The organism is Streptomyces sp. NPDC033270, assembly GCF_055576575.1.
In genome coordinates, this window is sequence record NZ_JBVIRA010000023.1 from 120,312 (window position 1) to 141,759 (window position 21,448).

The following is a 21,448-nucleotide window of genomic DNA, read 5'->3' on the forward strand; positions in this document are numbered from 1 at the left end:
ACCCTTTGGCCCAAGGAGGGCTTATGGCTACCGGAACCGTCAAGTGGTTCAACGCTGAAAAGGGCTTCGGCTTCATCGCCCAGGACGGCGGCGGCCCGGATGTCTTCGTCCACTACTCGGCGATCAACGCCTCTGGCTTCCGCTCCCTGGAGGAGAACCAGCAGGTGAACTTCGACGTCACGCAGGGCCCGAAGGGTCCGCAGGCGGAGAACGTTACGCCGGTCTAAGTTGCCCGGCCCGGAATTCTTCCAGGTCGCTTCAACGTAGTACCTAAGGAGCCCCGCTCCGCCACTCCGGTGGCGAGCGGGGCTCCTGCCTTTTGTCCGCCGTCCCCGGTTCCGCACCGGGGCGCGCAAATGGCAGCTACATGACATTTTCCCGCCCACCCCATTGCGCACCGGGAAACACAAAACGCCAAACAACCGGAACGCACCACAATTACCGCCGCCGCTCCGGGACTCCGGCATCCGCCACTCCGCCATCCGGCATCCGCCATCCGGCATCCGGCCCGCCGGCACTCCAGCACTCAGCACTCAGGCACTCAGCACTCCGGTGACGATCCCGCCCCGCCCGAGCCCCCAACACCCCGCGGACGCCCCCGAGTCGGCCCCCAACCCGCCCGCGTATCGAAGCGATCACGGAAAGTGGTCACATCGGTACATGGGGCGGCCTACCGTGGGCAGAATGAGCGAGCACTTGCCCCCGCAGAAGCCCTGCCCCGATTGCGGCGGCAGAGGCACCGTGGTCTGGGAGACGCCGACCGGCGACGAAGTCATCACGCAGTGCTCCGGATGCGGCGGCACCGGAACCGTACTGGCGTAAGAGGAGGCGGAGGCGTGGCAGCCTTCAGCAGAAACGGCAAGCCGGTCGGCCTGGACGCGCAGTACGTCGGCAAACTCCCGTGCTCCACCTGCGGCATACGCTCGATGAAGCTGCCCGGCCGCCAGGGCGGGGTCTGCATCCCCTGCTACGCCGACGAATGCGCGGCCGCCGGTCGCCGGGCGGCGACGGCCGGCGCGTGGGTCGCCGCGAGCTTCGTGGGCGACCCGTGCCTGGCGTGCGGATCGCGCTCCGTCGACGCCAACGGCTGGGCGTTCTGGTGCAACGCCTGCGAGATGCAGACGGCGGTGGCGTTACCGCCGAGGTAGAGCCCGCGGTGTGCTGTAGGGGCGAGGTGGTGCGCTGTCTACAACAGGCCTCGTGGATAGCGTGGGTCGTGAGGCATGAGCCTGACACCAACGGACGCGAGAGGCCCCGGGCCCCTCACCGCGCACGACCCCTGGTACGTCCGCCACTCGGCGCGGTCTTCAAGATCCGCGGGGCGCACGGGGCCTCCGTAGGCGCACGGCTGGCGTTCGTCCTGGTGTTGCTGCTCCTCCTGCATTTGCCCGTCCGTCTTCGGCCTCTCGTCGACGTGCCGGGCCAGATCCTCCGGCATTCGCCGCTCACCGCGTTCGATCTGGCTCAGGAACGAGACGCCGCGGAAGCTGCCCTCCGCGAGCGGTTCGAGCGTCAGGCCCGCCGCCTCGCGCTTGTAGCGCAACTCGGCGCCGTAGAAAGCCGGAACGCTCGCCGAGCCATCGGGGTCTTCACGAGGAGGCATAACTCACCGCCATTGTCCGCAAGTTGCGCTGCACAACCCGATCGCTCGACGTGCACAGCTGCACCGAACTGCTGCGTGCCGCACTCAAGGACAACGGGATCACGCTGCCGTCGCTCGGCGTGGAGCTGCCGGCGCTCGCCGGTACCTACCTGCCGGCGCTGGTCGCGCTCGGTAACTGCAACACGGCCACGGCGCGCAAGCTCATCGAAGCGCTCCGCAAAGCGGCAGCGGGGTGCGGAGGCCGGAAAAGAGGCAGGCAAAGAGACCCCGTGCCACCTCCCCCACAGAGGTGACACGGGGTTCCAGTTTGACGCGCCGAGGGCTTTCGCTCCAGAGCAGATGCGCTTCCGTTGTCACCTCGTTTCGTAAAGCGCCGCTATGTCTTTGGCGAAATCGCGGGCCACGGCGGTGCGCCGGAGCTTGAGCGAAGGGGTCAGATGCCCGGATTCCGGGGTGAAATCCGCGGGGAGGACGGCGAAGCGGCGGATGGACTCGGCGCGGGAGACCAGTTCGTTCGCGTCGTCGACGGCGCGCTGGAGATCGGCGAGCAGCCGCTCGTCGCGGACCAGCGCCGCCAGCGGCACATCCCGCTTCTTGTGCATCTGGCGCCAGTGGGCCAGGCCGTCGGGCTCCAGCGTGATCAACGCGGTGATGTACGGACGGTTGTCGCCGATGACCATGCACTGGCCGATCAGGGGATGGGAGCGGAGGCGGTCCTCCAGGGGCGCCGGGGCGACGTTCTTGCCACCGGTCGTCACGATGATCTCTTTCTTGCGGCCGGTGATGGTCAGATAGCCGTCCGCGTCCAGGGCGCCGAGGTCCCCGGTGGGCAGCCAGCCCTGCTGGTCGGTCGCGGGGCGGGCCGCGCCGAGGGCCGGGTCCCAGTAGCCGGCGAAGACATGGCCGCCGTACAGCAGGATCTCGCCGTCGTCGGCGATGCGTACGGCCGTGCCGGGCAGGGGCCGGCCGACCGTGCCGATGCGGGGTCGCTGGGGCGGGGTGACGGTCGAGGCGGCCGTCGTCTCGGTCAGGCCGTAGCCCTCGAAGACCTCGATGCCGGCGCCGGCGTAGAAGGCCGCCAGGCGGTGGCCGAGGGGCGAGCCGCCGCAGATGACGTAGCGGACCTTGCCGCCGAGGGCGGCGCGGATGCGGCGGTAGACCAGGGGGTCGTAGAGCTTGCGGGCGGCCTTGAGGGCGACGCCGGGGCCGGAGCCCGCACCGCTCCGCCTCGCTCCGCCTCGGCTCTTCAGCCGGCCTTCGGAAGCCGAGCGCTCTCTGGCTTCGACGGCCTCGCCGTAGGAGCGGGCGATGCGGGCCGCGCGGTCGAAGGAGGAGGCGCGTCCCATCTTCTCGGCGGTGGCACGGCCGGTGTTGTAGACCTTCTCCAGGACGTAGGGGATGGCGAGCAGGAACGTGGGCCGGAAGGCCGCCAGGTCGGCCAGCAGGTCGTCGGTCTGAATGCTGGGGGCGTGGCCGAGGCGGACGCGGGCGCGCAGGCAGCCGACGGCGACCATCCGGCCGAAGACATGGGAGAGCGGCAGGAAGAGGAGGGTGGAGGCGGGCTCCGCGCTCACCGACGTGAAGACGGGGTGGAGGAGTTCGACGGCGTTGTCGACCTCGGCGAAGAAGTTGGCGTGGGTGAGGGCGCAGCCCTTGGGGCGGCCGGTGGTGCCCGAGGTGTAGACGAGGGTGGCCAGGGAGTACGGGCCGGTGGCGGCGCGGCGCTCGTCCACCGCCTCGTCCGGGAGGTTGCGGCCCGCGGAGACGAGCTGGGAGACGGCGCCGGTGTTGAACTGCCACAGGTGGTCCAGGGCGGGGAGTTCGGTGCGGATGCCGCTGATCAGACGGGTCTCCTCGACGTCCTCGACGACGCAGGCGCGGGCGCCGGAGTCGCGCAGGATCCACTGCACCTGGTGGGCGGAGGAGGTGGGGTAGAGGGGGACGGTCACCAGGCCGGCGGCCCAGGCGGCGAAGTCGATCAGCGTCCACTCGTAGGTCGTACGGGCCATGATCGCCAGGCGGTCGCCGGGGCGGAGGCCGTAGGCGATCAGACCCTTGGCCACGGCGTGCACCTCGGCGGCGAATTCGGCGGTGGTGATGTCGCGCCAGGTGCCGCTGGGCTGTTTGCGGGCGAGGGCGATGTCGGTGGGGGCCTCGGCGGCGTTGGCGAACGGCAGGTCGCCGAGCGAGCCGCGGTCCACGGGCGGGGCGAGCGGGGGTACGTAGACCTCGCGGACCTCGCCGTTGTGGAGGGTTATCCGGGGTTCGGCAGGGGTGGGGACGGGGGGCTTTCCCGGGTTGTTCCGGGGGTTGGTTCCGGGAGCGTGTCGGGGGGTCTCGGCCGTTCCGGCGGGTGCACTTTCCTGGTGGGACACGAGCGGCTCCTCGGTTCTCGTGCGGAGTGCGGTGACGGGCGCGCCGGACGCCCCGGGGAGGGCGGGCGCGACCCAACTGCCTGACGGCGTCGCAGAGTTGCCCCCGACTCCTGACGCGTCAGTAACCTTACTTCGCGGTAAATTTACGCGAGGAGCGGCAGCCGGCCAATGCCCCGGGCGCAAAGTCCGGGACTTCCGGCCCGGCCTGAGGAGGCGTGACCTGGTCCTTCCGGCCGGGTGGGCCGGGCGCAAGCCGCCGGAGGTGGCGGAGGAGCCGGAGGTGGAAGAGGGGCCGGAGGTGGAAGAGGGGCCGGAGGAGAAGGCGTCCGAGCGCCCGGCGAAGCGGGGCGGCGGGCGGCGGGCGGCCGCCGCGCCGGCCGGTGGCGGACGGTTCACCACCGGCCAGCGGGGCGATCGGCGCTAGAGGGTGTCCTCCCCCTCGTCCATAGGCGCCGGGTGGCCCTCGCGACCGGCGAGTCCGCCCGGCGTCCAGCGCTGCCCGCCCATCAGGCGGCCGAGGCCCGCCCAGGCGAAATTCATCATCGTGGCCGCGGCGTCCTTCGCCGTGGGATGCTCCCGCTCCCCCGAAGGCCCCTCGTCCGTACGGACGTTGGCCCATTCGGCGAGCGACTCGGCCGCGCCCACCAGGGCGTGCGCCAGGCCCGCCACCTCGCGGTCGGCCAGTTCGCCGACGCAGCCCGCCTCCTTGGCGGCCATACCGATGACCTCCGTGACGAAGGCGACGATGTCCGCCCGCAGCGCGGCGACTTCGCGGGCGAACGGCTCGCCGTGCGTCCGGGCCTGGTGGTGCAGTACGGCCCAGCCGTCCGGGTTCTCGGCGGTGTGCGCGAAGAAGCCCTGCAGGCCGCTCCACAGTTGGCGGTCGGCCGTCGCCGCCGGCTCGACGGCCGCGGTCACGGCCGCCACCAGCGCCGCGGCCTCCCGCCGGATCACCGCGCTGAACAGCTCTTCCTTCGAATTCAGGTAGAGATAGACCAGCGGCTTGGAGACTCCGGCCATCTCTGCGATCTCGTCCATCGAAGCAGTCCGGTAACCGCGCCGCGCGAACGTCAGCACCGCGGCGTCGAGCATCTGCTGCTCCCGGATCGCCCGTGGCACCCGCTTGCTCTTCACAGCTCCCACCCCTGGAAGTCCCTCCATCCCACCCCGTTACTGACGAGTAATTTTACGATCTTCGCCTCCCGCCCCTGGTTTCTTGACAGAATCTCCGCCGCAACGAGACGATACGTCTCGTCATGTTGTGGATGGCCATGTGCCCCTACCTCTCCTGTGGAGGACAGACCGTGCAGCAGTTCATCGACGCCGCCCCCGGCATCCGGCTGTGGACCGAGCAGCGCGGCGCCGCCGACGCTCCCCCGTTGCTGCTGATCATGGGCGCCCAGGCCACCGGCGTCGGCTGGCCGGATCCGCTGGTCGACGCGCTGGCCGCGCACCACCGGGTCATCCGTTACGACCACCGCGACACCGGCCGCTCCAGCCGGCCGTTCGAGGAGCGGCCCTACCGGATCGCGGACCTCGCCGCTGACGCGATCGCGGTCCTGGACGGGCTGGGCATCGCGCGGGCACACATCGTCGGCATGTCATTGGGCGGCATGCTGGCCCAGATGCTGCTCGCCGACCACCCCGACCGAGTACTCAGCGCCACTCTCTTCGGCACCTGTGCCCTCAGCACCACCCCCTACACCCGCCCCGACGGCGGCACCGTCCCGGTCGGCGAACTCCCTGGTATCGCGCCCGAGGTCCTGGAGTTGTGGGCCCGCCCGGTGGAGGATCACAGCCCGGAGGCGGAGCTGCGGCGCCGGCTCGAACACTGGCGGGTACTCGCCGGTGACCAACTCCCCTTCGACGCGGACTTCTTCCGCTCCCTGGAAGAGGGTGTCATCGCCCACACGGGGCACCACGGGGTGAGTACCGCACACGCCCGCGCGGACGACTCCGGGATGCTCCGTACGGAACAACTCGCCGGCAACCGCGTACCGGTCCTCGTGGTCTCCGCGCCCGCCGAACCGGTCTTCCCACTGCCGCACCCCCAGCACCTCGCGCAGTGCGTCAACGGCGCGTACGTGGTCGAGATCCCGGGGATGGGGCACGCGCTGCCGCCCGCCGTACACGGCCCGCTGGCCGACGCGATCCTGGCGCACACCACGGCGGCCCGCTGACCCGTCCTGCCCCCTACGCCCCACGCCCGGCGCCCGGCGCCCGGCCATACGAACGGCGCCCCCGCAGCCGGTGTGCACTGGCTGCGGGGGCGCCGTTCGGCGTGCGAGGGGGTGTCAGCTCGCGGCGGCCGCGACGGGGACGGCCGTGGGCTCCGTCTCGGTGGCCGCGGTCGCGCCGCTGTCGCCGTCGCCGATGCGGATGCTGGTGGCGGCCGCGTACGCCTCGCGGTCCAGGATCTTCTCCTTGGCGGCGACCAGGATCGGGACCAGCGCCTGGCCGGCGACGTTGGTCGCCGTGCGCATCATGTCCAGGATCGGGTCGATGGCCATCAGCAGGCCGACGCCCTCCAGGGGCAGGCCCAGGGTGGAGAGGGTCAGGGTCAGCATGACCGTGGCGCCGGTCAGGCCCGCGGTGGCGGCGGAACCGATGACCGAGACGAACGCGATCAGGAGGTAGTCGCCGATGCCGAGGGGGATGTCGAAGATCTGCGCGATGAAGATCGCGGCGATCGCCGGGTAGATCGAGGCGCAGCCGTCCATCTTGGTCGTCGAGCCGAACGGCACCGCGAAGGAGGCGTACTCACGCGGCACACCGAGGCGCTCGGTGACCTTCTGGGTGACCGGCATGGTGCCGACCGACGAGCGGGAGACGAAGGCCAGCTGGATGGCGGGCCAGGCGCCGCGGAAGAACTGCAGCGGGTTGACCTTGGCGACGGTCGACAGCAGCAGCGGGTAGACACCGAAGAGCACCAGGGCGCAGCCGACGTAGATGTCGACGGTGAAGGTCGCGTACTTGCCGATCAGGTTCCAGCCGTACGTCGCGATGGCGTTGCCGATGAGGCCGACGGTGCCGAGCGGGGCGAGCCGGATGACCCACCACAGGGCCTTCTGGAGCAGCTCCAGGACCGAGCGGCTGACCTTGAGGACCGGCTCGGCCTTCTCGCCGAGCTGCAGCGCCGCGATACCGGCGACGGCCGCCATGAAGACGATCTGCAGGACGTTGAGCTCGGTGAACGGCGTGATGATGTCGGTGGGGACGATGCCGGTCAGGAAGTCGATCCAGGAGCCGGCGTGCTCGGGGAGCTTGCCGTCCTTGGGGGTCAGGCCGGTGCCCGCGCCGGGGTGGGTGAGCAGGCCGATCGCCAGGCCGATCGCGACGGCGATCAGCGAGGTGGCCATGAACCACAGCAGGGTGCGGGAGGCGAGCCGGGCGGCGTTGTTGACCTGCCGCAGGTTGGTGATCGACACCAGGATCGCGAAGAAGACCAGCGGGGCGACGGCCAGCTTCAGCAGCTGGACGAAGAGGTCGCCGATGTGCGCCAGCGTGGAGGTGAGCCAGCCGATGTCACCGCTCTTGGCTATCCCGCCGAGCAGCACGCCCAGGGCGAGGCCGGCGAGGATCTGGGCCCAGAACGGGACCTTGGGTATTCGGGAGGCCTTGGGGGCCTTGGGGGTCTGTGCGGACTGGGAGGTCTCGGCAGACGTGGACAACGGACACACTCCGGGGACAGGTAAGACGTGGGGAAACGGCAGAAAAGAGCGCCAGGAGGTCCGTGCTTCAGACAGGATCTCCGGCCGCTGGACGAGGTCGGTCAGCGGCGGCAACAGGCCGCGGACATACAGCGGCAAAGATCGACGTGCAGGCGCGCCACGAGCGGAACGCTCATGGGTGACGGGGGCGCGGCTGCGGTCTTCATGGCAAGTACGTTAACACTTGAACTTTGAGGGACCCAAAGAAAATCTTTGAGATCCGACCGGGGTGGCGGGCGGGGACACCGCGGACGCGGGGACGGCGAAGCCGCCCGCCGACGAGCACGGCAGCCGCCGGATCCGGTCAACAACGCGGCAGGCGCCCGGCCGTGGAGCGATGCCCACGGCGACGGGCGCCTGAAAGGTGTCGGGTACTGCGCCGGCGGGGTGCCCGCCGACTGTGAGGCGTCTTACAGAAAGGTCTGTACCACGCGGAAGGTCTGCACTACCTGGTCCGTACTGGTTCGTGCTGCGTGGTTCGTGCTGCGTGGGGCGGCCGCTAGAGCAGGCCGTCCTCCTGGCCGGCGTTGGCCGCGAGCCGCTCGCGCTGCCGGTCGACCTTGGCGACGATCTGCTCGGACATCGCATCCCGCTGCTTGCGCAGCAGCACGAAGCTGAGGGGCGCGGAGATCACGATGGCGAGCAGCAGCATCCACACGGTGTTGGACGCGCCCACGGCGAGCGGGATGACGTGGAAGTAGGCCAGCGCCCACACCACCGCGAAGCAGGCGACGAACAGGCCGATGCGAAGGGCGGTGTAGCGGAGCGTGGCGAACTTGTGGCTACTCACGGACGGGACCTTCTTCTCAACGGCAACCGAAAGGTTCTTCTTCCAGTCAAGCACAGCGCCGCCGACGATCTTCCGGGCCCCCGTCGCGGGCCGCCCCGCCACGGATCGCCCCGCCTCGGACCGCCCCGGCGCCCGGCTCAGCCCAGCTCCAGCCACATCGTGACGTCGTCGCGGAAGTCGTCGTCGGCGACCTTGATGGCGCCGGGGACCCGGCCGACCTCCTTGTAGCCGCAGGCCCCGTAGAAGCGGCTCAGGCCCGTGCCGCCGCGGCAGGTGAGCCGGATGCCGGATATGCCGTCGATGCCGCGGGCGGCCTCGGCGACGGCGGCCATCAGCCGGCGGCCCGCGCCGCGGCCCTGGAGGGAGGGGTGGACCATGACGGTGTAGACCCACAGCCAGTGCCGCATCAGGCGGTGCGTGTTGAGGGTGAGGAACGCCGTCGCCACGACCCGGTCGTCCGCGTCCCGCCCGACCAGCAGGCGCGCCCGGCCCTCGGCCATGGCCGTCAGATGCTTGAGCAGCTCGGGCCGGACATCCTGCGTCGTCACCGGCGGGACGAAGCCGACAGCGCCGTCGGCGTTGGAGACCTCCGCCCACAACGCGCAGATCCCGTCGCGGAGTTCGGGGGTGACGGGAGGATCCGGGTCGAAACGCACGCTCATACCCCGGACCCTAAACCCGCCCTCCGACAATCGGCTCCGACCAGCTCAGACGCGCATCGGCTGCGGCGATTCGCGGCGCTCGGGGTCCGGGCCCGGGTACTCGCGGATGGCCTCGTAGCGGGTGTTGCGCTCGACGGGGCGGAAGCCTGCGTCGCGGATCAGCTCCAGCAGGTCCTCACGGGTCAGCTTGTTGGGCGTGCCGTAGTTGTCCGCGTCGTGCGTGATCTTGTACTCGACGACCGAGCCGTCCATGTCGTCGGCGCCGTGCTGCAGGGCGAGCTGGGTGGTCTGCAGACCGTGCATCACCCAGAAGCACTTGACGTGCGGGACGTTGTCGAACAGCAGGCGGGAGACCGCGAAGACCTTCAGCGCCTCGGCGCCGGTGGCCATCGTCGTACGGGCCTGGAGGCGGTTGCGGACCTTGCCGTCCTTCATGTCCACGAAGTCGTGCTGGTAGCGCAGCGGGATGAAGACCTGGAAGCCGCCGGTCTCGTCCTGGAGTTCACGCAGCCGCAGCACGTGGTCGACGCGGTGGCGGGGCTCCTCGATGTGCCCGTAGAGCATGGTCGAGGGGGTCTTGAGGCCCTTCTCGTGCGCGAGGCGGTGGATGCGCGACCAGTCCTCCCAGTGGGTGCGGTGGTCGACGATGTGCTGCCGGACCTCCCAGTCGAAGATCTCCGCGCCGCCGCCGGTGAGCGACTCCAGACCGGCGTCGATCAGCTCGTCGAGGATCTCGGAGGCGGACAGGCCCGAGATGGTCTCGAAGTGGTGGATCTCGGTGGCGGTGAAGGCCTTCAACGAGACGTTCGGCAGGGCCTTCTTGAGCTCGCTCAGCGACCGCGGGTAGTACCGCCACGGCAGATTGGGGTGCAGCCCGTTGACGATGTGCAGCTCGGTGAGGTTGTCGTTCTCCATCGCCTTGGCGAGGCGGACGGCCTCCTCGATGCGCATCGTGTACGCGTCCTTCTCGCCCGGCTTGCGCTGGAAGGAGCAGTAGGCGCACGACGCGGTGCACACGTTGGTCATGTTGAGGTGGCGGTTGACGTTGAAGTGGACGACGTCGCCGTTCTTGCGCGTGCGCACCTCGTGCGCCAGGCCGCCCAGCCACGCCAGGTCGTCGGACTCGTACAGGGCGATTCCGTCCTCGCGGGTCAGCCGCTCCCCGGCGTGGACCTTCGCCTCCAGCTCGCGCTTGAGGCCAGCATCCATCGACGCAGCCATCCGGTCGCCTCCCAGTCTCTGCCGTATTCTGTGCCGCTTCTGTGCAGGAAACGGGCTTCGTTGAGCGTACTCCCCCGTAATGACAGCGGACGGGGCCCCCTTGGTGCACCCGTCCGCCCTGCCGTGTCCCGCCTGGACCCGGTGGCCTACTCGACCTCTTCGGGCAGCTCGCCGACGCGGTTCTCCCACTTGGTGGAGAGCACGATCGTGGTGCGCGTACGGGAGACGCCCTTGGTGCCGGACAGTCGCCGGATGGTGCGCTCCAGGCCGTCCACATCGCCCACCCGCACCTTGAGCATGTACGAGTCGTCGCCGGCGATGAACCAGCAGTCCTCGATCTCGGCGAGGTCGCGCAGCCGGCGGGCGACGTCCTCATGGTCGGCGGCGTCCGACAGCGAGATGCCGACCAGCGCGGTGACGCCGAGGCCGAGCGAGGCGGCGTCGACCGTCGCCCGGTAGCCGGTGATCACACCGGCCGCTTCGAGGCGGTTGATCCGGTCCGTGACGCTGGGTCCGGAGAGGCCGACGAGGCGGCCGAGCTCCGCGTACGAGGCCCGGCCGTTCTCGCGAAGTGCCTGGATGAGCTGCCTATCCACCGCGTCCATGCCCTCAAGCCTTCCAATCTTTACGCATTTTCGAGTTCTACATGTAGAATCTAAGGTACACAGGGCCTAGACCCTGCGAATCTTCCAAACGATCAAAGACGATCCCACAGGAGCTGTCACCGTGTACTCGATCGAGATGGCCTACGCCCGCATGCGCGAGCTGCAGGACCAGGCCAATCGTTCACGTGCCCACAAGCCCGCGGAGCCGCGGGCCCGGCGCCGCTTCGGCCGCGCCGCCGCGGCGAAGAAGAGCTGACCGACCGAAGAAGCGCCGACTCAGGCGCTGACTAAGGAGCGTCCGGGGCCTCCTCCTCTTCCTTGGAGCCACCCCGAAGCTCCCCCTCCCAACGCCGGTACAACCCGTGCGGCACCTCCGCCGCGTCGAGCACCCGGCCCGCGACGAAGTCCACCAGATCCTGGATGTGCGTCGCTCCCGCGTAGAACGCCGGCGAGGCGGGCAGCACCACGGCGCCCGCCTCGTCCAGCGTCACCAGATGCTTCAGCGTCGGCCCGTTCAGCGGGGTCTCCCGCACCGCCACCACCAGCCGCCGCCGCTCCTTGAGCGTCACGCTCGCCACCCGCTGCAGCAGATCCTTCGACAGCCCGAGCGCCACACCGGCCACACACGCCGTGCTCGCCGGGACGATCAGCATCCCCTTCACCGGATACGAACCCGACGACGGCCCGGCCGCCAGGTCCCCGGCCGCCCAGTAGCGCACATCCGCCAGGTCCGCCTCCGTCACCGGAAACGTCGCCGGTTTGCCGTCCGCCCCGCGCGCCAGCCATTCCCGCAGGTCAGCGCGCCAATGGGCATCCCGGAACGCAATCCCGGTCTCATCCAGCAGCGTCAGCCGCGACGCCCGGCTGACGACCAGGTCCACCGCCTCCCCCGCGGCGAGCAGCCCGCGCAGCACGGAAGCCGCATACGGCGTCCCGGACGCGCCGGAGATCCCCACGACCCACGGACGGCGTCGCCCGGGGTCCTGCCTGCTGGTGTCGTTGTGCGGCGGCTCCACGCATCGAGCCTATCCGGCGGAACCACAGACCCCGTCACGGCCGTTGTTACCTGTGCGCCCCTCGCGCGCGGACCCGCCCGGGGCCGGCCGGGGAGGCCGCCCGCGGGGCCACCCGCCGGGGGAGGAGAAGGGAGGGCCGGGGATGACCGCACGAGCCAAGCCGGCGATCTGCCTGATGCTGGGCTGGGTCGCGCTGCTGTGGCTGCTGGAGGGCGTCGACTTCGTCACCGCGGGCGCGCTGGACACCTTCGGCATACAGCCGCGCGAGCCCGCCGAGCTGGTCGACGTGGTGCCCGCGGCCTTCCTGCACTTCGGCTTCGGCCATCTGGCGGCCAATACCCTGCCGTTGCTGCTGCTGGGCTTCATCGCCGCACTGCGCAGCGGGGTGCGGCGCTTCCTCGCCGTCGTCGCGCTGATCATCCTCACCAGCGGACTGGGCGTCTGGTTCACGGCCGCCCCGTACAGCAACACCGCGGGCGCCTCCGGCGTCGTCTTCGGCCTCTTCGGCTACCTCCTGGTGCGCGGCTTCATCGAGCGCAAACCGCTCGACATCGGCATCGGCCTGGTCGTCGGCGCGGTGTACGGGTCGATCCTGTGGGGCGCGCTGCCGACCGACAGCGGCATCAGCTGGCAGGGCCATCTCTTCGGCCTGATCGGCGGGGTGCTGGCGGCCTTCGCCTTCCGGGAGCGCGCCCGCGCCACCACCGCCGGAGCCGCTGTCGGACCGGTCCCGTAGCCTCGGAACGAACGGGAGCCGCCGAGGCGTTACACGACACCACGCACCGCGCGGGCGAAACACGCAGCACACACGGGGTGAGCAGACATGTCCGACTACCACCAGCCGGGTTACGGACCGCACGGCGGCGGTCCCCAGCAGCCGTACGGGACGCCGCAGTCCCCCTGGCCGAACGGCGCGGCGCCCGAGGGTGGTTACGGCTACCCCGGCGCCCCCGGGTACCAGCAGCCGGGTCCCGGCTACCAGACCCCCGGCCCGGCCTACGGCCCGACTCCCGGCTACGGCACCCAGCCCCCGCCCAGCCCCTCCACGAGCCCCGCGATGTGGTCCCATCTGGGCGCGCTGCTGACCGTCACGGCCGGCTCCATGGTGTGCTGCGGCCTGGGCGCCTTCGTCGGCTGGATCTTCCCGATGTCCATCCGCGGCAACGAGCGCCACAAGCACGACCCCTACGTCCGCCACCACGCCACCCAGGCGCTGAACTTCGGCATCACCCAGGCCGTCATGGCGGCTCTCGGCGTGATCCTCTACTTCGCCAGCGCCTTCATCTTCGCGGCGGCCGCCCACACCGAAGCCCAGCGCAACAGCTCCGGACTCGCGGTGCCGCTGCTGACCGTGATCGGCATCATGGCCGCCTACGGCATATCGGGCATGGTCTGCGCCATCATCGCCACGGTCAAAGCCACCCGCGGCGAACTGTGGACCTACCCGCGCCTGATCGCCTGGCCGGTCAGCAAGGGCTGACACCCCCGAACGACCCGGACGCCGGCCCGACACCGCATCGACCCGGCACCGCGTCAGCCCGACACCACGTCAGACCGACAGCCCGCGCACCACCAGATCCAGCAGCGCGCAGACGAACAGCGCGATGCCGATGAAGCTGTTGACCTGGAAGAAGGCCCGGTTAAGCCGGGAGGTGTCGTGCGGGCGGACGATCGCGTGCTCGTAGCAGAAGGCCGCGACGACGATCACCATCCCGAGCCAGAAGAAGACACCGGCGCCGATGACGAGGGCGTAGCAGACCAGCAGCGCGGTCGTCACGACGTGGCACCAGCGCGCGCCCCACAGCGCGCCCGGCACACCGAAGCGGGCCGGTACGGACATCACGCCGTGGGCGCGGTCCGCCTCGACGTCCTGGCAGGCGTAGATCAGGTCGAAGCCGCCGATCCAGACGCCGACCGCGAGGCCGAGGACCACCGCCTCCCAGGACCACTCGCCGGTGATCGCGATCCACGCGCCGACCGGGGCCATCGCCTGGGCCAGGCCGAGGATCGCATGCGGGAAGTTCGTGAACCGCTTGCCGTACGGATAGACCACCATCGGGACCACGGCGACCGGGGCCAGCGCCAGGCACAGCGGGTTGAGCAGGGCCGCCGCGCCCAGGAAGACGACGACGGCGACCAGCGCGCCGGTCCAGGCGGACTTGACCGAGACCGCGCCGGTGACGAGTTCGCGCCCGGCCGTGCGCGGGTTACGGGCGTCGATCTCGCGGTCGATGATGCGGTTGACGGCCATCGCGAAGGTGCGCAGACCCACCATCGCGACGGTCACCAGCAGCAGCGGGACCCAGTGGATGCGCTTGTCGAGCTGGTACATGGCGGTGAACGCCGCGATGTAGGCGAAGGGGAGCGCGAAGACGGAGTGCTCGATGACGACCAGGCGCAGGAACGCCTTGGTCCTGCCCGGCTGCGGTACCGCGGCGGCGGAGGCGCTCACAGGCCGTACTCCTTCCAGCGGCGGTCGACCAGGGCCGCCGTCGACGGGTCGGACTCGACCATGTCCGGCCAGCCGTCGTCCCTGGTGTAGCCCTCCTCGGGCCACTTCTTCGTGGCGTCGATGCCTGCCTTGCCGCCCCAGAACTGCTGGTAGGAGGCGTGGTCGAGGTGGTCGACGGGGCCTTCGACGACGGTCAGGTCGCGGGCGTAGTCGGTGTTGCCCAGGGCGCGCCAGGAGACCTCGTGGAGGTCGTGGACATCGCAGTCCGCGTCCACGACCACGATCAGCTTGGTCAGCGACATCATGTGCGCGCCCCAGATGGCGTGCATGACCTTCTGCGCGTGCTTGGGGTACTTCTTGTCGATCGAGACGATCGCGCAGTTGTGGAAGCCGCCGGACTCGGGGAGGTGGTAGTCCACGATGTCCGGGACGATGATCTTGAGCAGGGGCAGGAAGAAGCGCTCGGTGGCGCGGCCCAGCGGGCCGTCCTCCGTGGGCGGCCGGCCGACGACGATCGACTGGAGCAGCGGCCGCCTGCGCATCGTCACGCAGTCGATGGTCAGCGCCGGGAAGGGCTCCTGCGGCGTGTAGAAGCCGGTGTGGTCGCCGAACGGGCCCTCCGGGAGCATCTCGCCGGGCTCCAGCCAGCCCTCGATGACGACCTCGGCGTGGGCCGGCACCTGCAGCGGGACGGTCTTGCAGTCGACCATCTCGATCCGCTTGCCCTGGAGGAAGCCGGCGAAGAGGTACTCGTCGATGTCGCCGGGGAGCGGGGCGGTGGAGGCGTAGGTGACGGCCGGGGGGCAGCCGAAGGCGATGGCGACGGGCAGCTTCTCACCGCGCTTGGCCGCGACCTGGTAGTGGTTGCGGCTGTCCTTGTGGATCTGCCAGTGCATGCCGATGGTGCGCTTGTCGTGGCGCTGCAGCCGGTAGAGGCCGAGGTTGCGTACGCCGGTCTCCGGGTGCTTGGTGTGCGTCAGCCCCAGATTGAAGAAGGAGCCGCCGTCCTTGGGCCAGGTGAACAGGGCGGGCAGCCGGTCGAGGTCGACGTCGTCGCCGGTGAGCACGACCTCCTGCACCGGGGCACTCTCACCCTTGACCTTCTTCGGCGGGACGTGCGTCATGCCCGCGAGCTTGCCGAACGCCTCGCGCACGCCGACGAAGCCCTGCGGCAGTTCCGGCTTGAGCAGGCCGGCGATCTTGCCGCTGATGTCCTCGTACGCCTTCAGGCCCAGCGCCTTCAGCAGCCGGCGGTCGGTGCCGTAGACGTTCATGGCGAGCGGCATCGCCGAGCCCTTGACGTTCTCGAAGAGCAGCGCCGGGCCACCGGACTTCTGCACCCGGTCCACGATCTCGCCGACTTCCAGATACGGGTCGACCTCGGCCTTGATGCGCTTGAGGTCGCCTTCGCGTTCAAGTGCGCGCAGGAACGAGCGGAGATCGTCGTAAGCCATGCGTTCCAGTATCGGGTACGCACTACCCTGGGCGGGTCACCGGGCCCCGTCGAGGGCCCGCCGTCGCGCGCAGGGGGCTCGTTCCGCAATGCTCAGGTATCTGCCGTTCCTACTGGTGCTGGCGCTGTGGATCTACGCGTTCATCGACTGCCTCAACACCCCCGAATCGCAGGTGCGCGGGCTGCCCAAGGTGGTCTGGGTGATCATCATCCTGCTCTTCGGCGAGGTGCTGATCGGGCCGATCGCGTGGCTGGTGGCGGGCAAGCAGCGGCAGCCGGCGACGGGCGGCGGCAGCACCCCCTCCGAGTGGCACCGCAACCACCGCACGAAGTTCGTCGCCCCGGACGACAACCCCGAGTTCCTCAGGTCCCTCAAAGACGAGAACAACAAGGACGAGGCCCTGCTCAAGGACTGGGAGGCCGATCTGCGCCGCCGCGAGGAGGAACTGCGGCGCAAGAGCGGCGAGGCGGCGGAGGGCCCCGAGGACACCCCGCCGGCCAAGGGCTAGCGGCCACCGGCCGAGGGCTTGAGGCGTCCGGCCGAGGGTCGGTACGGGTCGGGGCGTTCGGTGCCGCCACGGCGGTCCGGCGCGGCGTACGGTGATCTCATGGACCGCACGCAGGACTGGGGTCAGGACCGCGACGAGTTCCGGCTGCGCGGCGGCGTCGACGGCCACAGCGACCCGTCCGGGCACCCCGACCATCTGCAGGAACAGGCCCGCGCCATGCTGGCGACGGCGCTGGAGGAGGCGCGCGCCGGGCTGGCCGAGGGCGGTATCCCGATCGGCGCGGCGCTGTACGGGCCGGACGGCGTGCTGTTGGGCCGCGGCCGCAACCGCCGGGTCCAGGACGGTGATCCCTCGCTGCACGCGGAGACGGCGGCTTTCCGCGCGGCCGGCCGCCAGCGCGGCTACCGCGGTACGACGATGGTCACCACCCTCTCCCCCTGCTGGTACTGCAGCGGCCTGGTCCGCCAGTTCGGGATCTCGCGCGTGGTGATCGGCGAGGCCCGGACGTTCCACGGCGGGCATGACTGGCTCGCCCGGCACGGTGTGCGGATCGTCCTGCTGGACGACCCCGAGTGCGCGCGGATGATGCGCGACTTCATCGAGGCGCGGCCGGCGCTGTGGCGTGAGGACATCGGCGGCGGGTGAGCGCCCGGCCCGGCGGGTCCGGGAATTCGGTGGCCGCGGCGCCGGGCGTCCGCCAGGATGGCCCGCCATGAGCAGCACCGGTTCCGACGTCCCCGTACGGGTCTCCCCGCACTCCACCGCACCGCACCACCCGGGCTCGCCGCACGGCGAGCCGTACCGCCGTATCCGCGCCCGGTACACCGAACGGACCGTCACCGTCTATCAGGCCTACTCCCCCAAGCTCTGAAGGAGCAGGGGGGACCCCCACGGCCCTCGGCCTGCCGGCCGCGCGCGACGGCCGGTTTCCCGCGGCGTGGAAGCGGGAGCGGATGACGTGGATCAAGCCGTCGTTCCTGTGGATGATGTACCGCTGCGGATGGGGCGCCAAGGCCGACCAGGAGACCGTGCTGGCCGTCGAGATCGACCGGGCGGGCTTCGACTGGGCGCTGCGCCACGCCTGTCTGTCGCACTACGACCCCGGCGAGCACGCCGACCGCGACGACTTCAGGCAGCGGTTGAAGGGCGCACCGGCACGGGTGCAGTGGGATCCGGAGCGTGATCTGCGGCTGCGGCCGCTGCCGTACCGTTCGCTGCAGCTGGGGCTGGCCGGGGAGGCGTCGCGGCGGTACGCGGACGAGTGGACGGTGGCGATCACGGATGTCACGGCGCTCGCCCACGAGGTCCATGCGCGGGTGCGCTCGGGGGACACGGCGGCGGCCGCCGCGCTGTTGCCCGAGGAGCGCCCGTACCCGGCGCCCGAGGGGACGCCGGGTCTGGGTGCGGCCGCGGATCAGACTCCCGCGTAGGAGTGCAGACCCGTCACGAAGATGTTCACGCCGTAGTAGTTGAACAGGTAGCAGACGAAGGCGATCAGGCCCAGCCAGGCGGCCTTGCGGCCCTTCCAGCCTGCGGTGGCGCGGGCGTGCAGGTAGCAGGCGTAGGCGACCCAGGTGATGAAGGACCAGACCTCCTTGGGGTCCCAGCCCCAGTAGCGGCCCCAGGCGGCCTCGGCCCAGATGGCGCCCGCGATGATCGTGAACGTCCACAGCGGGAAGACGGTGGCGTTGATGCGGTAGGCGAACTTGTCCAGCGAGGCGGCCGCGGGCAGCCGCTCCAGGACGGACGTGGCGAAGGCACCGGGCTGCTTGCCGTCCGGGTCGGCGAGCTTGGTCTCGTAGCGGTCCCGGAAGAGGAACAGCAGGGTGGCGACGGCGCCCAGGTAGAGCGCCGCACCCGAGATGATCGCGCAGCTGACGTGGATCCACAGCCAGTACGAGTGCAGGGCCGGGACGAGCTGGTCGCTGGCGGTGTAGAGGACCGAGACGGCGAGTCCCAGGTCGAGCAGGACGGTGGTGACCAGGGGCAGGCCGATCCAGCGGACGTTCTTCTTCAGCGCGAGCAGCAGCAGGTAGAGGCCGACCGCGACCGCGGCGAAGGTCGTGGAGAACTCGTACATGTTGCCCCAGGGGGCGCGCTCCACGGACAGGGCGCGGGTGACGACGCCGCCCACGTGCAGGGCCCAGGCCAGGACGGTCAGCGAGACGGCGATCCGTCCGTAGAGGTCGCCCTTCTCCGTGCCGCCGGCGGCGCCGGGGCCGTCGGGGACGTCGCGGCTGCCGGCGACGGCCTTGGTGATGACCTTGGGCCGCTCCAGTACGGCCGTGCCGCCGCGCTGCTGCGCCGCCCGGGCGGCCGGGGCGGCGGGCGCCGCGGCCGGTGCGGTCAGGGCGGCGGCGGTGCGGCCGACCTTGCTGCGGCTGCCGAACACCCACTCGGCCATGTGCGCGAGGAAGGCGAGCGTGTAGATCGCCATCGCCGAATAGACCAGCAGGTTGCTGTTGTGCGCCATTGTCTCGTTGGCTGCGGCAGCGAGGTTCACGCGCGCGCTCCTTCGGAGGGGTCAGCAGGACCGTCAGAGTCAGTGGGCTCCGCGGGGTCTGGGGAGGAGGTGTCGGTTCCGGTGCCGGAGCCCGCATCGCTGCCGGGGTCCGGATCGCTGCCGGGGGCGGCGTCCGGGGCGAGCGGGGCGTCGGGTTCCAGTGCCGCCGCGAGTTCGGCGAGCTCTTCGGGCAGCCGGGCGGACTCGCTGCGGCCGAGGCCGGCCAGCTCGACGACCGTCGTGCCGTCCGCGGCCTGTTCGGCCCGCACCCACACCCGGCGCCGCTGGATGAACAGCGAGCCGGCCAGGCCCAGCAGGGCGGCGACCGCGCCGGTCAGCGCGAGGCCGTTGCCCGGCTGGTGGGAGATCGTGAAGCTGGCCCAGCTCTTGACGCCGGTGAACTGGATGCTGCCGTCGCCGTCGGGCAGCTTCATGGTCTCGCCGGGCAGCATCATCTGGGCCAGCGGGCGGCCCTTGGTCTTGTACTGCTTGAGGCCCTTCTTCTCCAGCTGGTAGACGTTCTGCGGCACTCCGGAGGAGACGCCCAGATCGCCGTGGTAGGCGGTCAGCGTCAGCACCGGGTAGTCCAGCGCGGGGAACTGGGAGAACATCGAGCCGGAGCCCTTGCCGCCGAACGTCGGCACGAAGAAGCCCTGGAAGCCGAGCTGGTTGCGCTTGCCGTCCTTGGTCTGCGCGCCGGGGACCTTGACCACACCGGTCGAGGTGAAGTTCTTGCTGTCCTGCGGGAGGAAGGGCACCGCGCCCTTGTAGACGACCTTGCCGCGGCCGTCCTTGACGGTGACCTCCGGCGAGTAGCCGTGGGAGAGCAGGTAGACCTTGGAGCCGGCGATGTCGAGGGGGGTGTTCACCTCGATCGCGGTCTTGTGCTCCTTGCCGTCGGCGCCGGAGAAGTACCTGATGTGGGCGCGGAAGATGCGCGGGGTGCCCTTCTGCGGTCCGGTGCGCTCGTAGGTCGCCTCGAACCTGTCGAGGGTGAAGCCGAAGGGCTCCAGGGTGTCGGTGTCGAAGAAGGGGCCCGACTTGAAGTCGTCGTACTGGGTGAGGTTGTTGGCGAAGCCGTCGCCCTCGGTGACCAGCTTGCCGCCCTCGGACTTCCACAGGCTGCCGACGGCGAACGCCACCAGCATCACGATCAGCGCGACATGGAAGACGAGATTGCCGACCTCCCGCAGATAGCCCTTCTCGGCGGCGACGGCGGTGCCGTCCCGGTGGGCGCGGAAGCGCCGCTTCTTCAGCATCCGCCGGGCCGCGGCGAGGACCTCGTCGGGGTCCGCGTCGGTGCGCCAGGTGGTGTAGGCGGGCAGCCGGGTCAGCCGGCGCGGGGCGGCCGGCGGGCGGCTGCGGAGCTGTCCGACGAACTGCCAGCTGCGCGGCACGATGCAGCCGATCAGCGAGATGAACAGCAGCAGGTAGATCGCGGAGAACCACACCGAGCTGTAGACGTGGAACATCCCGAGCTTGTCGTAGATGTCGCCGAGGGTGGCGTGGTCGGCCTTGAACTGGTCGACCTTGACGGGGTCGATGCTGATCTGCGGGATCAGCGAGCCGGGGATGGCACCGATCGACAGCAGGAAGAGCAGCAGCAGCGCCACCCGCATCGAGGTCAGCTGCCGCCAGAACCAGCGCGCCCAGCCCAGGGGGCCGAGGGAGGGGAAGGTGACGTCCTCCCTGGGCGCGGTGGACAGCTGGGATCCGGCGGCGCCCAGGTCGCCGCCCGGCTCGGGGGTGGGACCGGGCTCGCGGGGGGTGTCGGTCTTGGTGGACATCAGTCAGATCCCAACGGTGGAGCTTTGCGTCCAGCTCTGCAGCTCGGACATCAGGCTGTCCCAGAGGCCGGTGACGAGGAGGATGCCGAGCGCGACCATCATGCCGCCGCCGAGCCGCATCACCCATTGGTAGTGCCGTTTGACCCAGCCGAACGCGCCGAGCACCCGGCGGAAGGCGAGGGCGACGGCGAGGAACGGCACGCCCAGGCCCAGGCAGTACGCCACGGTGAGCAGGGCGCCGCGGCCGGCGCTGGCGTCGGAGAAGGCGAGCGCGCTGACGGCGGCGAAGGTCGGGCCCAGGCACGGCGTCCAGCCGATGCCGAAGAGCACGCCGAGCACGGGTGCGCCGGCCAGTCCCATGGCGGGCTTCATGTGGAAGCGCAGTTCGCGCTGGCCGAAGCGTTGCAGCACTCCGGCGAAGGCCAGCCCGAGAAGGATCATCAGCACGCCCAGGACCTTCGACAGGACGCCCTTGTACGCCTGCAGGGTCTGGCCGAAGAACCCGAAGAGCGCGCCGCCGGAGACGAAGACGGCGGTGAAGCCGAGGACGAAGAGGGCGGCGCCGGCCAGCATCCGTCCGCGGCGGGCCTCGGCGAGGTCGGTGCCGGTGACGCCGGTGACGTAGGACAGGTAGCCGGGGACCAGCGGCAGGACGCAGGGCGAGAAGAAGGAGACGAGCCCGGCGAGGAGGGCGATGGGGACGGCGGCGAGCAGGGTGCCGGTCAGGACGGTCTGGTTCTCCGCGACGGCGAGCTGGATCAC

At 70.5% G+C, this 21,448-nt stretch carries 24 protein-coding genes and 2 pseudogenes; 12 read left to right on the plus strand and 14 right to left on the minus strand.

What is annotated here, in order from left to right:
- Window positions 1-23: 23 nt before the first annotated feature.
- From ACZ5XZ_RS28365 to ACZ5XZ_RS28375, 3 genes are all read left to right on the plus strand, one after another.
- On the plus strand, window positions 24-227 hold the full coding sequence (locus ACZ5XZ_RS28365; RefSeq protein ID WP_003984261.1) for a cold-shock protein: 204 nt from the start codon (window positions 24-26) through the stop codon (window positions 225-227).
- Between the two features lie 457 nt (window positions 228-684).
- Window positions 685-822, plus strand: a complete 138-nt coding sequence (locus tag ACZ5XZ_RS28370; RefSeq protein WP_399146476.1) for a hypothetical protein — start codon at window positions 685-687, stop codon at window positions 820-822.
- A gap of 14 nt (window positions 823-836) precedes the next feature.
- On the plus strand, window positions 837-1,148 hold the full coding sequence (locus ACZ5XZ_RS28375) for a hypothetical protein (RefSeq protein ID WP_468982924.1): 312 nt from the start codon (window positions 837-839) through the stop codon (window positions 1,146-1,148).
- Between the two features lie 233 nt (window positions 1,149-1,381).
- Here ACZ5XZ_RS28375 and ACZ5XZ_RS28380 read toward each other — a convergent pair.
- Window positions 1,382-1,603: pseudogene (locus ACZ5XZ_RS28380) on the minus strand (helix-turn-helix domain-containing protein); the annotation flags it as partial.
- Window positions 1,604-1,626: 23 nt separating this feature from the next.
- Here ACZ5XZ_RS28380 and ACZ5XZ_RS28385 point away from each other — a divergent pair.
- Complete coding sequence (locus tag ACZ5XZ_RS28385; RefSeq protein WP_468982927.1) at window positions 1,627-1,896, plus strand: hypothetical protein; 270 nt, start codon at window positions 1,627-1,629, stop codon at window positions 1,894-1,896.
- 60 nt (window positions 1,897-1,956) lie between these two features.
- Here the strand turns inward: ACZ5XZ_RS28385 and ACZ5XZ_RS28390 are convergent, their stop codons facing one another.
- Window positions 1,957-3,861 carry an AMP-dependent synthetase/ligase gene (locus ACZ5XZ_RS28390; RefSeq protein ID WP_468983036.1) on the minus strand — a complete coding sequence of 635 codons (1,905 nt, stop codon included), beginning with the start codon at window positions 3,859-3,861 and terminating at the stop codon, window positions 1,957-1,959.
- Between the two features lie 397 nt (window positions 3,862-4,258).
- Here ACZ5XZ_RS28390 and ACZ5XZ_RS28395 point away from each other — a divergent pair, with 397 nt between their 5' ends.
- Window positions 4,259-4,402, plus strand: a complete 144-nt coding sequence (locus tag ACZ5XZ_RS28395; RefSeq protein WP_468982929.1) for a hypothetical protein — start codon at window positions 4,259-4,261, stop codon at window positions 4,400-4,402.
- Here the strand turns inward: ACZ5XZ_RS28395 and ACZ5XZ_RS28400 are convergent.
- Window positions 4,399-5,139 (minus strand): TetR/AcrR family transcriptional regulator, encoded by a 741-nt coding sequence (locus ACZ5XZ_RS28400; protein WP_468982931.1) that lies wholly within the window; start codon window positions 5,137-5,139, stop codon window positions 4,399-4,401. The two genes, ACZ5XZ_RS28395 and ACZ5XZ_RS28400, sit on opposite strands and share 4 nt — an antisense overlap.
- A 143-nt stretch (window positions 5,140-5,282) precedes the next feature.
- Here ACZ5XZ_RS28400 and ACZ5XZ_RS28405 point away from each other — a divergent pair, with 143 nt between their 5' ends.
- Window positions 5,283-6,158, plus strand: coding sequence for an alpha/beta fold hydrolase (locus ACZ5XZ_RS28405; RefSeq protein ID WP_468982933.1), 876 nt, complete (start codon window positions 5,283-5,285; stop codon window positions 6,156-6,158).
- A gap of 114 nt (window positions 6,159-6,272) precedes the next feature.
- Here the strand turns inward: ACZ5XZ_RS28405 and ACZ5XZ_RS28410 are convergent, their stop codons facing one another.
- From ACZ5XZ_RS28410 to ACZ5XZ_RS28430, 5 genes are all read right to left on the minus strand, one after another.
- On the minus strand, window positions 6,273-7,649 hold the full coding sequence (locus ACZ5XZ_RS28410; protein ID WP_468982935.1) for a dicarboxylate/amino acid:cation symporter: 1,377 nt from the start codon (window positions 7,647-7,649) through the stop codon (window positions 6,273-6,275).
- A 538-nt stretch (window positions 7,650-8,187) separates the two neighbouring features.
- The gene (locus ACZ5XZ_RS28415) at window positions 8,188-8,478 is read right to left on the minus strand and encodes a DUF4229 domain-containing protein (protein ID WP_468982936.1); all 291 of its coding nucleotides are present in this window, start codon (window positions 8,476-8,478) and stop codon (window positions 8,188-8,190) included.
- 137 nt (window positions 8,479-8,615) lie between these two features.
- Window positions 8,616-9,140 carry a GNAT family N-acetyltransferase gene (locus tag ACZ5XZ_RS28420; protein ID WP_468982938.1) on the minus strand — a complete coding sequence of 175 codons (525 nt, stop codon included), beginning with the start codon at window positions 9,138-9,140 and terminating at the stop codon, window positions 8,616-8,618.
- 45 nt (window positions 9,141-9,185) lie between these two features.
- Window positions 9,186-10,349, minus strand: a complete 1,164-nt coding sequence (gene mqnE, locus ACZ5XZ_RS28425; protein WP_393498526.1) for an aminofutalosine synthase MqnE — start codon at window positions 10,347-10,349, stop codon at window positions 9,186-9,188.
- A 158-nt stretch (window positions 10,350-10,507) separates the two neighbouring features.
- Window positions 10,508-10,966, minus strand: a complete 459-nt coding sequence (locus tag ACZ5XZ_RS28430; protein WP_384441617.1) for an Lrp/AsnC family transcriptional regulator — start codon at window positions 10,964-10,966, stop codon at window positions 10,508-10,510.
- Window positions 10,967-11,087: 121 nt separating this feature from the next.
- On the opposite strand from ACZ5XZ_RS28430, the gene ACZ5XZ_RS28435 reads away from it, so the two are divergent.
- Window positions 11,088-11,222 (plus strand): hypothetical protein, encoded by a 135-nt coding sequence (locus tag ACZ5XZ_RS28435; RefSeq protein WP_384441639.1) that lies wholly within the window; start codon window positions 11,088-11,090, stop codon window positions 11,220-11,222.
- A gap of 31 nt (window positions 11,223-11,253) precedes the next feature.
- Here the strand turns inward: ACZ5XZ_RS28435 and ACZ5XZ_RS28440 are convergent, their stop codons facing one another.
- Entirely contained in the window at window positions 11,254-11,982 is a 729-nt protein-coding gene (locus ACZ5XZ_RS28440) for a UbiX family flavin prenyltransferase (protein WP_468982940.1), read from the minus strand.
- 142 nt (window positions 11,983-12,124) lie between these two features.
- Between ACZ5XZ_RS28440 and ACZ5XZ_RS28445 the strand changes: the two genes are divergently transcribed.
- Both ACZ5XZ_RS28445 and ACZ5XZ_RS28450 read left to right on the plus strand, forming a co-directional pair.
- Window positions 12,125-12,718 (plus strand): rhomboid family intramembrane serine protease, encoded by a 594-nt coding sequence (locus ACZ5XZ_RS28445; protein WP_468982943.1) that lies wholly within the window; start codon window positions 12,125-12,127, stop codon window positions 12,716-12,718.
- Window positions 12,719-12,805: 87 nt separating this feature from the next.
- Complete coding sequence (locus ACZ5XZ_RS28450; RefSeq protein WP_468982945.1) at window positions 12,806-13,462, plus strand: DUF4870 domain-containing protein; 657 nt, start codon at window positions 12,806-12,808, stop codon at window positions 13,460-13,462.
- A 69-nt stretch (window positions 13,463-13,531) separates the two neighbouring features.
- Here the strand turns inward: ACZ5XZ_RS28450 and mqnP are convergent, their stop codons facing one another.
- Window positions 13,532-14,434: a menaquinone biosynthesis prenyltransferase MqnP gene (gene mqnP / locus ACZ5XZ_RS28455; protein WP_468982948.1), complete on the minus strand. Its 903-nt coding sequence runs from the start codon at window positions 14,432-14,434 to the stop codon at window positions 13,532-13,534.
- A complete protein-coding gene (locus ACZ5XZ_RS28460; RefSeq protein ID WP_468982950.1) occupies window positions 14,431-15,888 on the minus strand; it encodes a menaquinone biosynthesis decarboxylase in 1,458 nt (485 codons plus the stop codon). Before ACZ5XZ_RS28460 ends, mqnP begins: the two co-directional genes overlap by 4 nt.
- Window positions 15,889-15,976: 88 nt before the next feature.
- Here ACZ5XZ_RS28460 and ACZ5XZ_RS28465 point away from each other — a divergent pair, with 88 nt between their 5' ends.
- The 3 genes and pseudogenes from ACZ5XZ_RS28465 to ACZ5XZ_RS28475 all read left to right on the plus strand — a co-directional run bounded on the left by ACZ5XZ_RS28465 (window position 15,977) and on the right by ACZ5XZ_RS28475 (window position 17,826).
- Window positions 15,977-16,396 (plus strand): PLD nuclease N-terminal domain-containing protein, encoded by a 420-nt coding sequence (locus tag ACZ5XZ_RS28465; RefSeq protein ID WP_468982951.1) that lies wholly within the window; start codon window positions 15,977-15,979, stop codon window positions 16,394-16,396.
- Window positions 16,397-16,495: 99 nt separating this feature from the next.
- The gene (locus ACZ5XZ_RS28470) at window positions 16,496-17,041 is read left to right on the plus strand and encodes a nucleoside deaminase (RefSeq protein ID WP_468982954.1); all 546 of its coding nucleotides are present in this window, start codon (window positions 16,496-16,498) and stop codon (window positions 17,039-17,041) included.
- Window positions 17,042-17,108: 67 nt separating this feature from the next.
- A pseudogene (locus ACZ5XZ_RS28475) lies at window positions 17,109-17,826 on the plus strand (DUF4291 domain-containing protein).
- On the opposite strand, the gene ccsB reads toward ACZ5XZ_RS28475, so the two are convergent.
- From ccsB to ACZ5XZ_RS28490, 3 genes are read right to left on the minus strand one after another with little or no spacing between them, the layout of a single operon-like run.
- Window positions 17,811-18,899, minus strand: a complete 1,089-nt coding sequence (gene ccsB / locus ACZ5XZ_RS28480; protein WP_468982956.1) for a c-type cytochrome biogenesis protein CcsB — start codon at window positions 18,897-18,899, stop codon at window positions 17,811-17,813. The pseudogene ACZ5XZ_RS28475 and the gene ccsB overlap by 16 nt on opposite strands.
- A complete protein-coding gene (gene resB / locus ACZ5XZ_RS28485) occupies window positions 18,896-20,686 on the minus strand; it encodes a cytochrome c biogenesis protein ResB (protein ID WP_468982958.1) in 1,791 nt (596 codons plus the stop codon). The genes ccsB and resB overlap by 4 nt, the downstream gene beginning before the upstream one ends.
- A 3-nt stretch (window positions 20,687-20,689) precedes the next feature.
- A complete protein-coding gene (locus tag ACZ5XZ_RS28490) occupies window positions 20,690-21,448 on the minus strand; it encodes a cytochrome c biogenesis CcdA family protein (RefSeq protein WP_468982960.1) in 759 nt (252 codons plus the stop codon).

Coding starts and splice junctions, on each gene's coding strand:
- ACZ5XZ_RS28365 (WP_003984261.1), top strand. CDS start 24: ATGGCTACCGGAACCGTCAAGTGGTTCAACGCTGAAAAGGGCTTCGGC.
- ACZ5XZ_RS28370 (WP_399146476.1), top strand. CDS start 685: ATGAGCGAGCACTTGCCCCCGCAGAAGCCCTGCCCCGATTGCGGCGGC.
- ACZ5XZ_RS28400 (WP_468982931.1), bottom strand. CDS start 5,139: ATGGAGGGACTTCCAGGGGTGGGAGCTGTGAAGAGCAAGCGGGTGCCA.
- ACZ5XZ_RS28420 (WP_468982938.1), bottom strand. CDS start 9,140: ATGAGCGTGCGTTTCGACCCGGATCCTCCCGTCACCCCCGAACTCCGC.
- mqnE (WP_393498526.1), bottom strand. CDS start 10,349: ATGGATGCTGGCCTCAAGCGCGAGCTGGAGGCGAAGGTCCACGCCGGG.
- ACZ5XZ_RS28430 (WP_384441617.1), bottom strand. CDS start 10,966: ATGGACGCGGTGGATAGGCAGCTCATCCAGGCACTTCGCGAGAACGGC.
- ACZ5XZ_RS28445 (WP_468982943.1), top strand. CDS start 12,125: ATGACCGCACGAGCCAAGCCGGCGATCTGCCTGATGCTGGGCTGGGTC.
- ACZ5XZ_RS28450 (WP_468982945.1), top strand. CDS start 12,806: ATGTCCGACTACCACCAGCCGGGTTACGGACCGCACGGCGGCGGTCCC.
- ACZ5XZ_RS28460 (WP_468982950.1), bottom strand. CDS start 15,888: ATGGCTTACGACGATCTCCGCTCGTTCCTGCGCGCACTTGAACGCGAA.
- ACZ5XZ_RS28465 (WP_468982951.1), top strand. CDS start 15,977: ATGCTCAGGTATCTGCCGTTCCTACTGGTGCTGGCGCTGTGGATCTAC.
- ACZ5XZ_RS28470 (WP_468982954.1), top strand. CDS start 16,496: ATGGACCGCACGCAGGACTGGGGTCAGGACCGCGACGAGTTCCGGCTG.
- resB (WP_468982958.1), bottom strand. CDS start 20,686: ATGTCCACCAAGACCGACACCCCCCGCGAGCCCGGTCCCACCCCCGAG.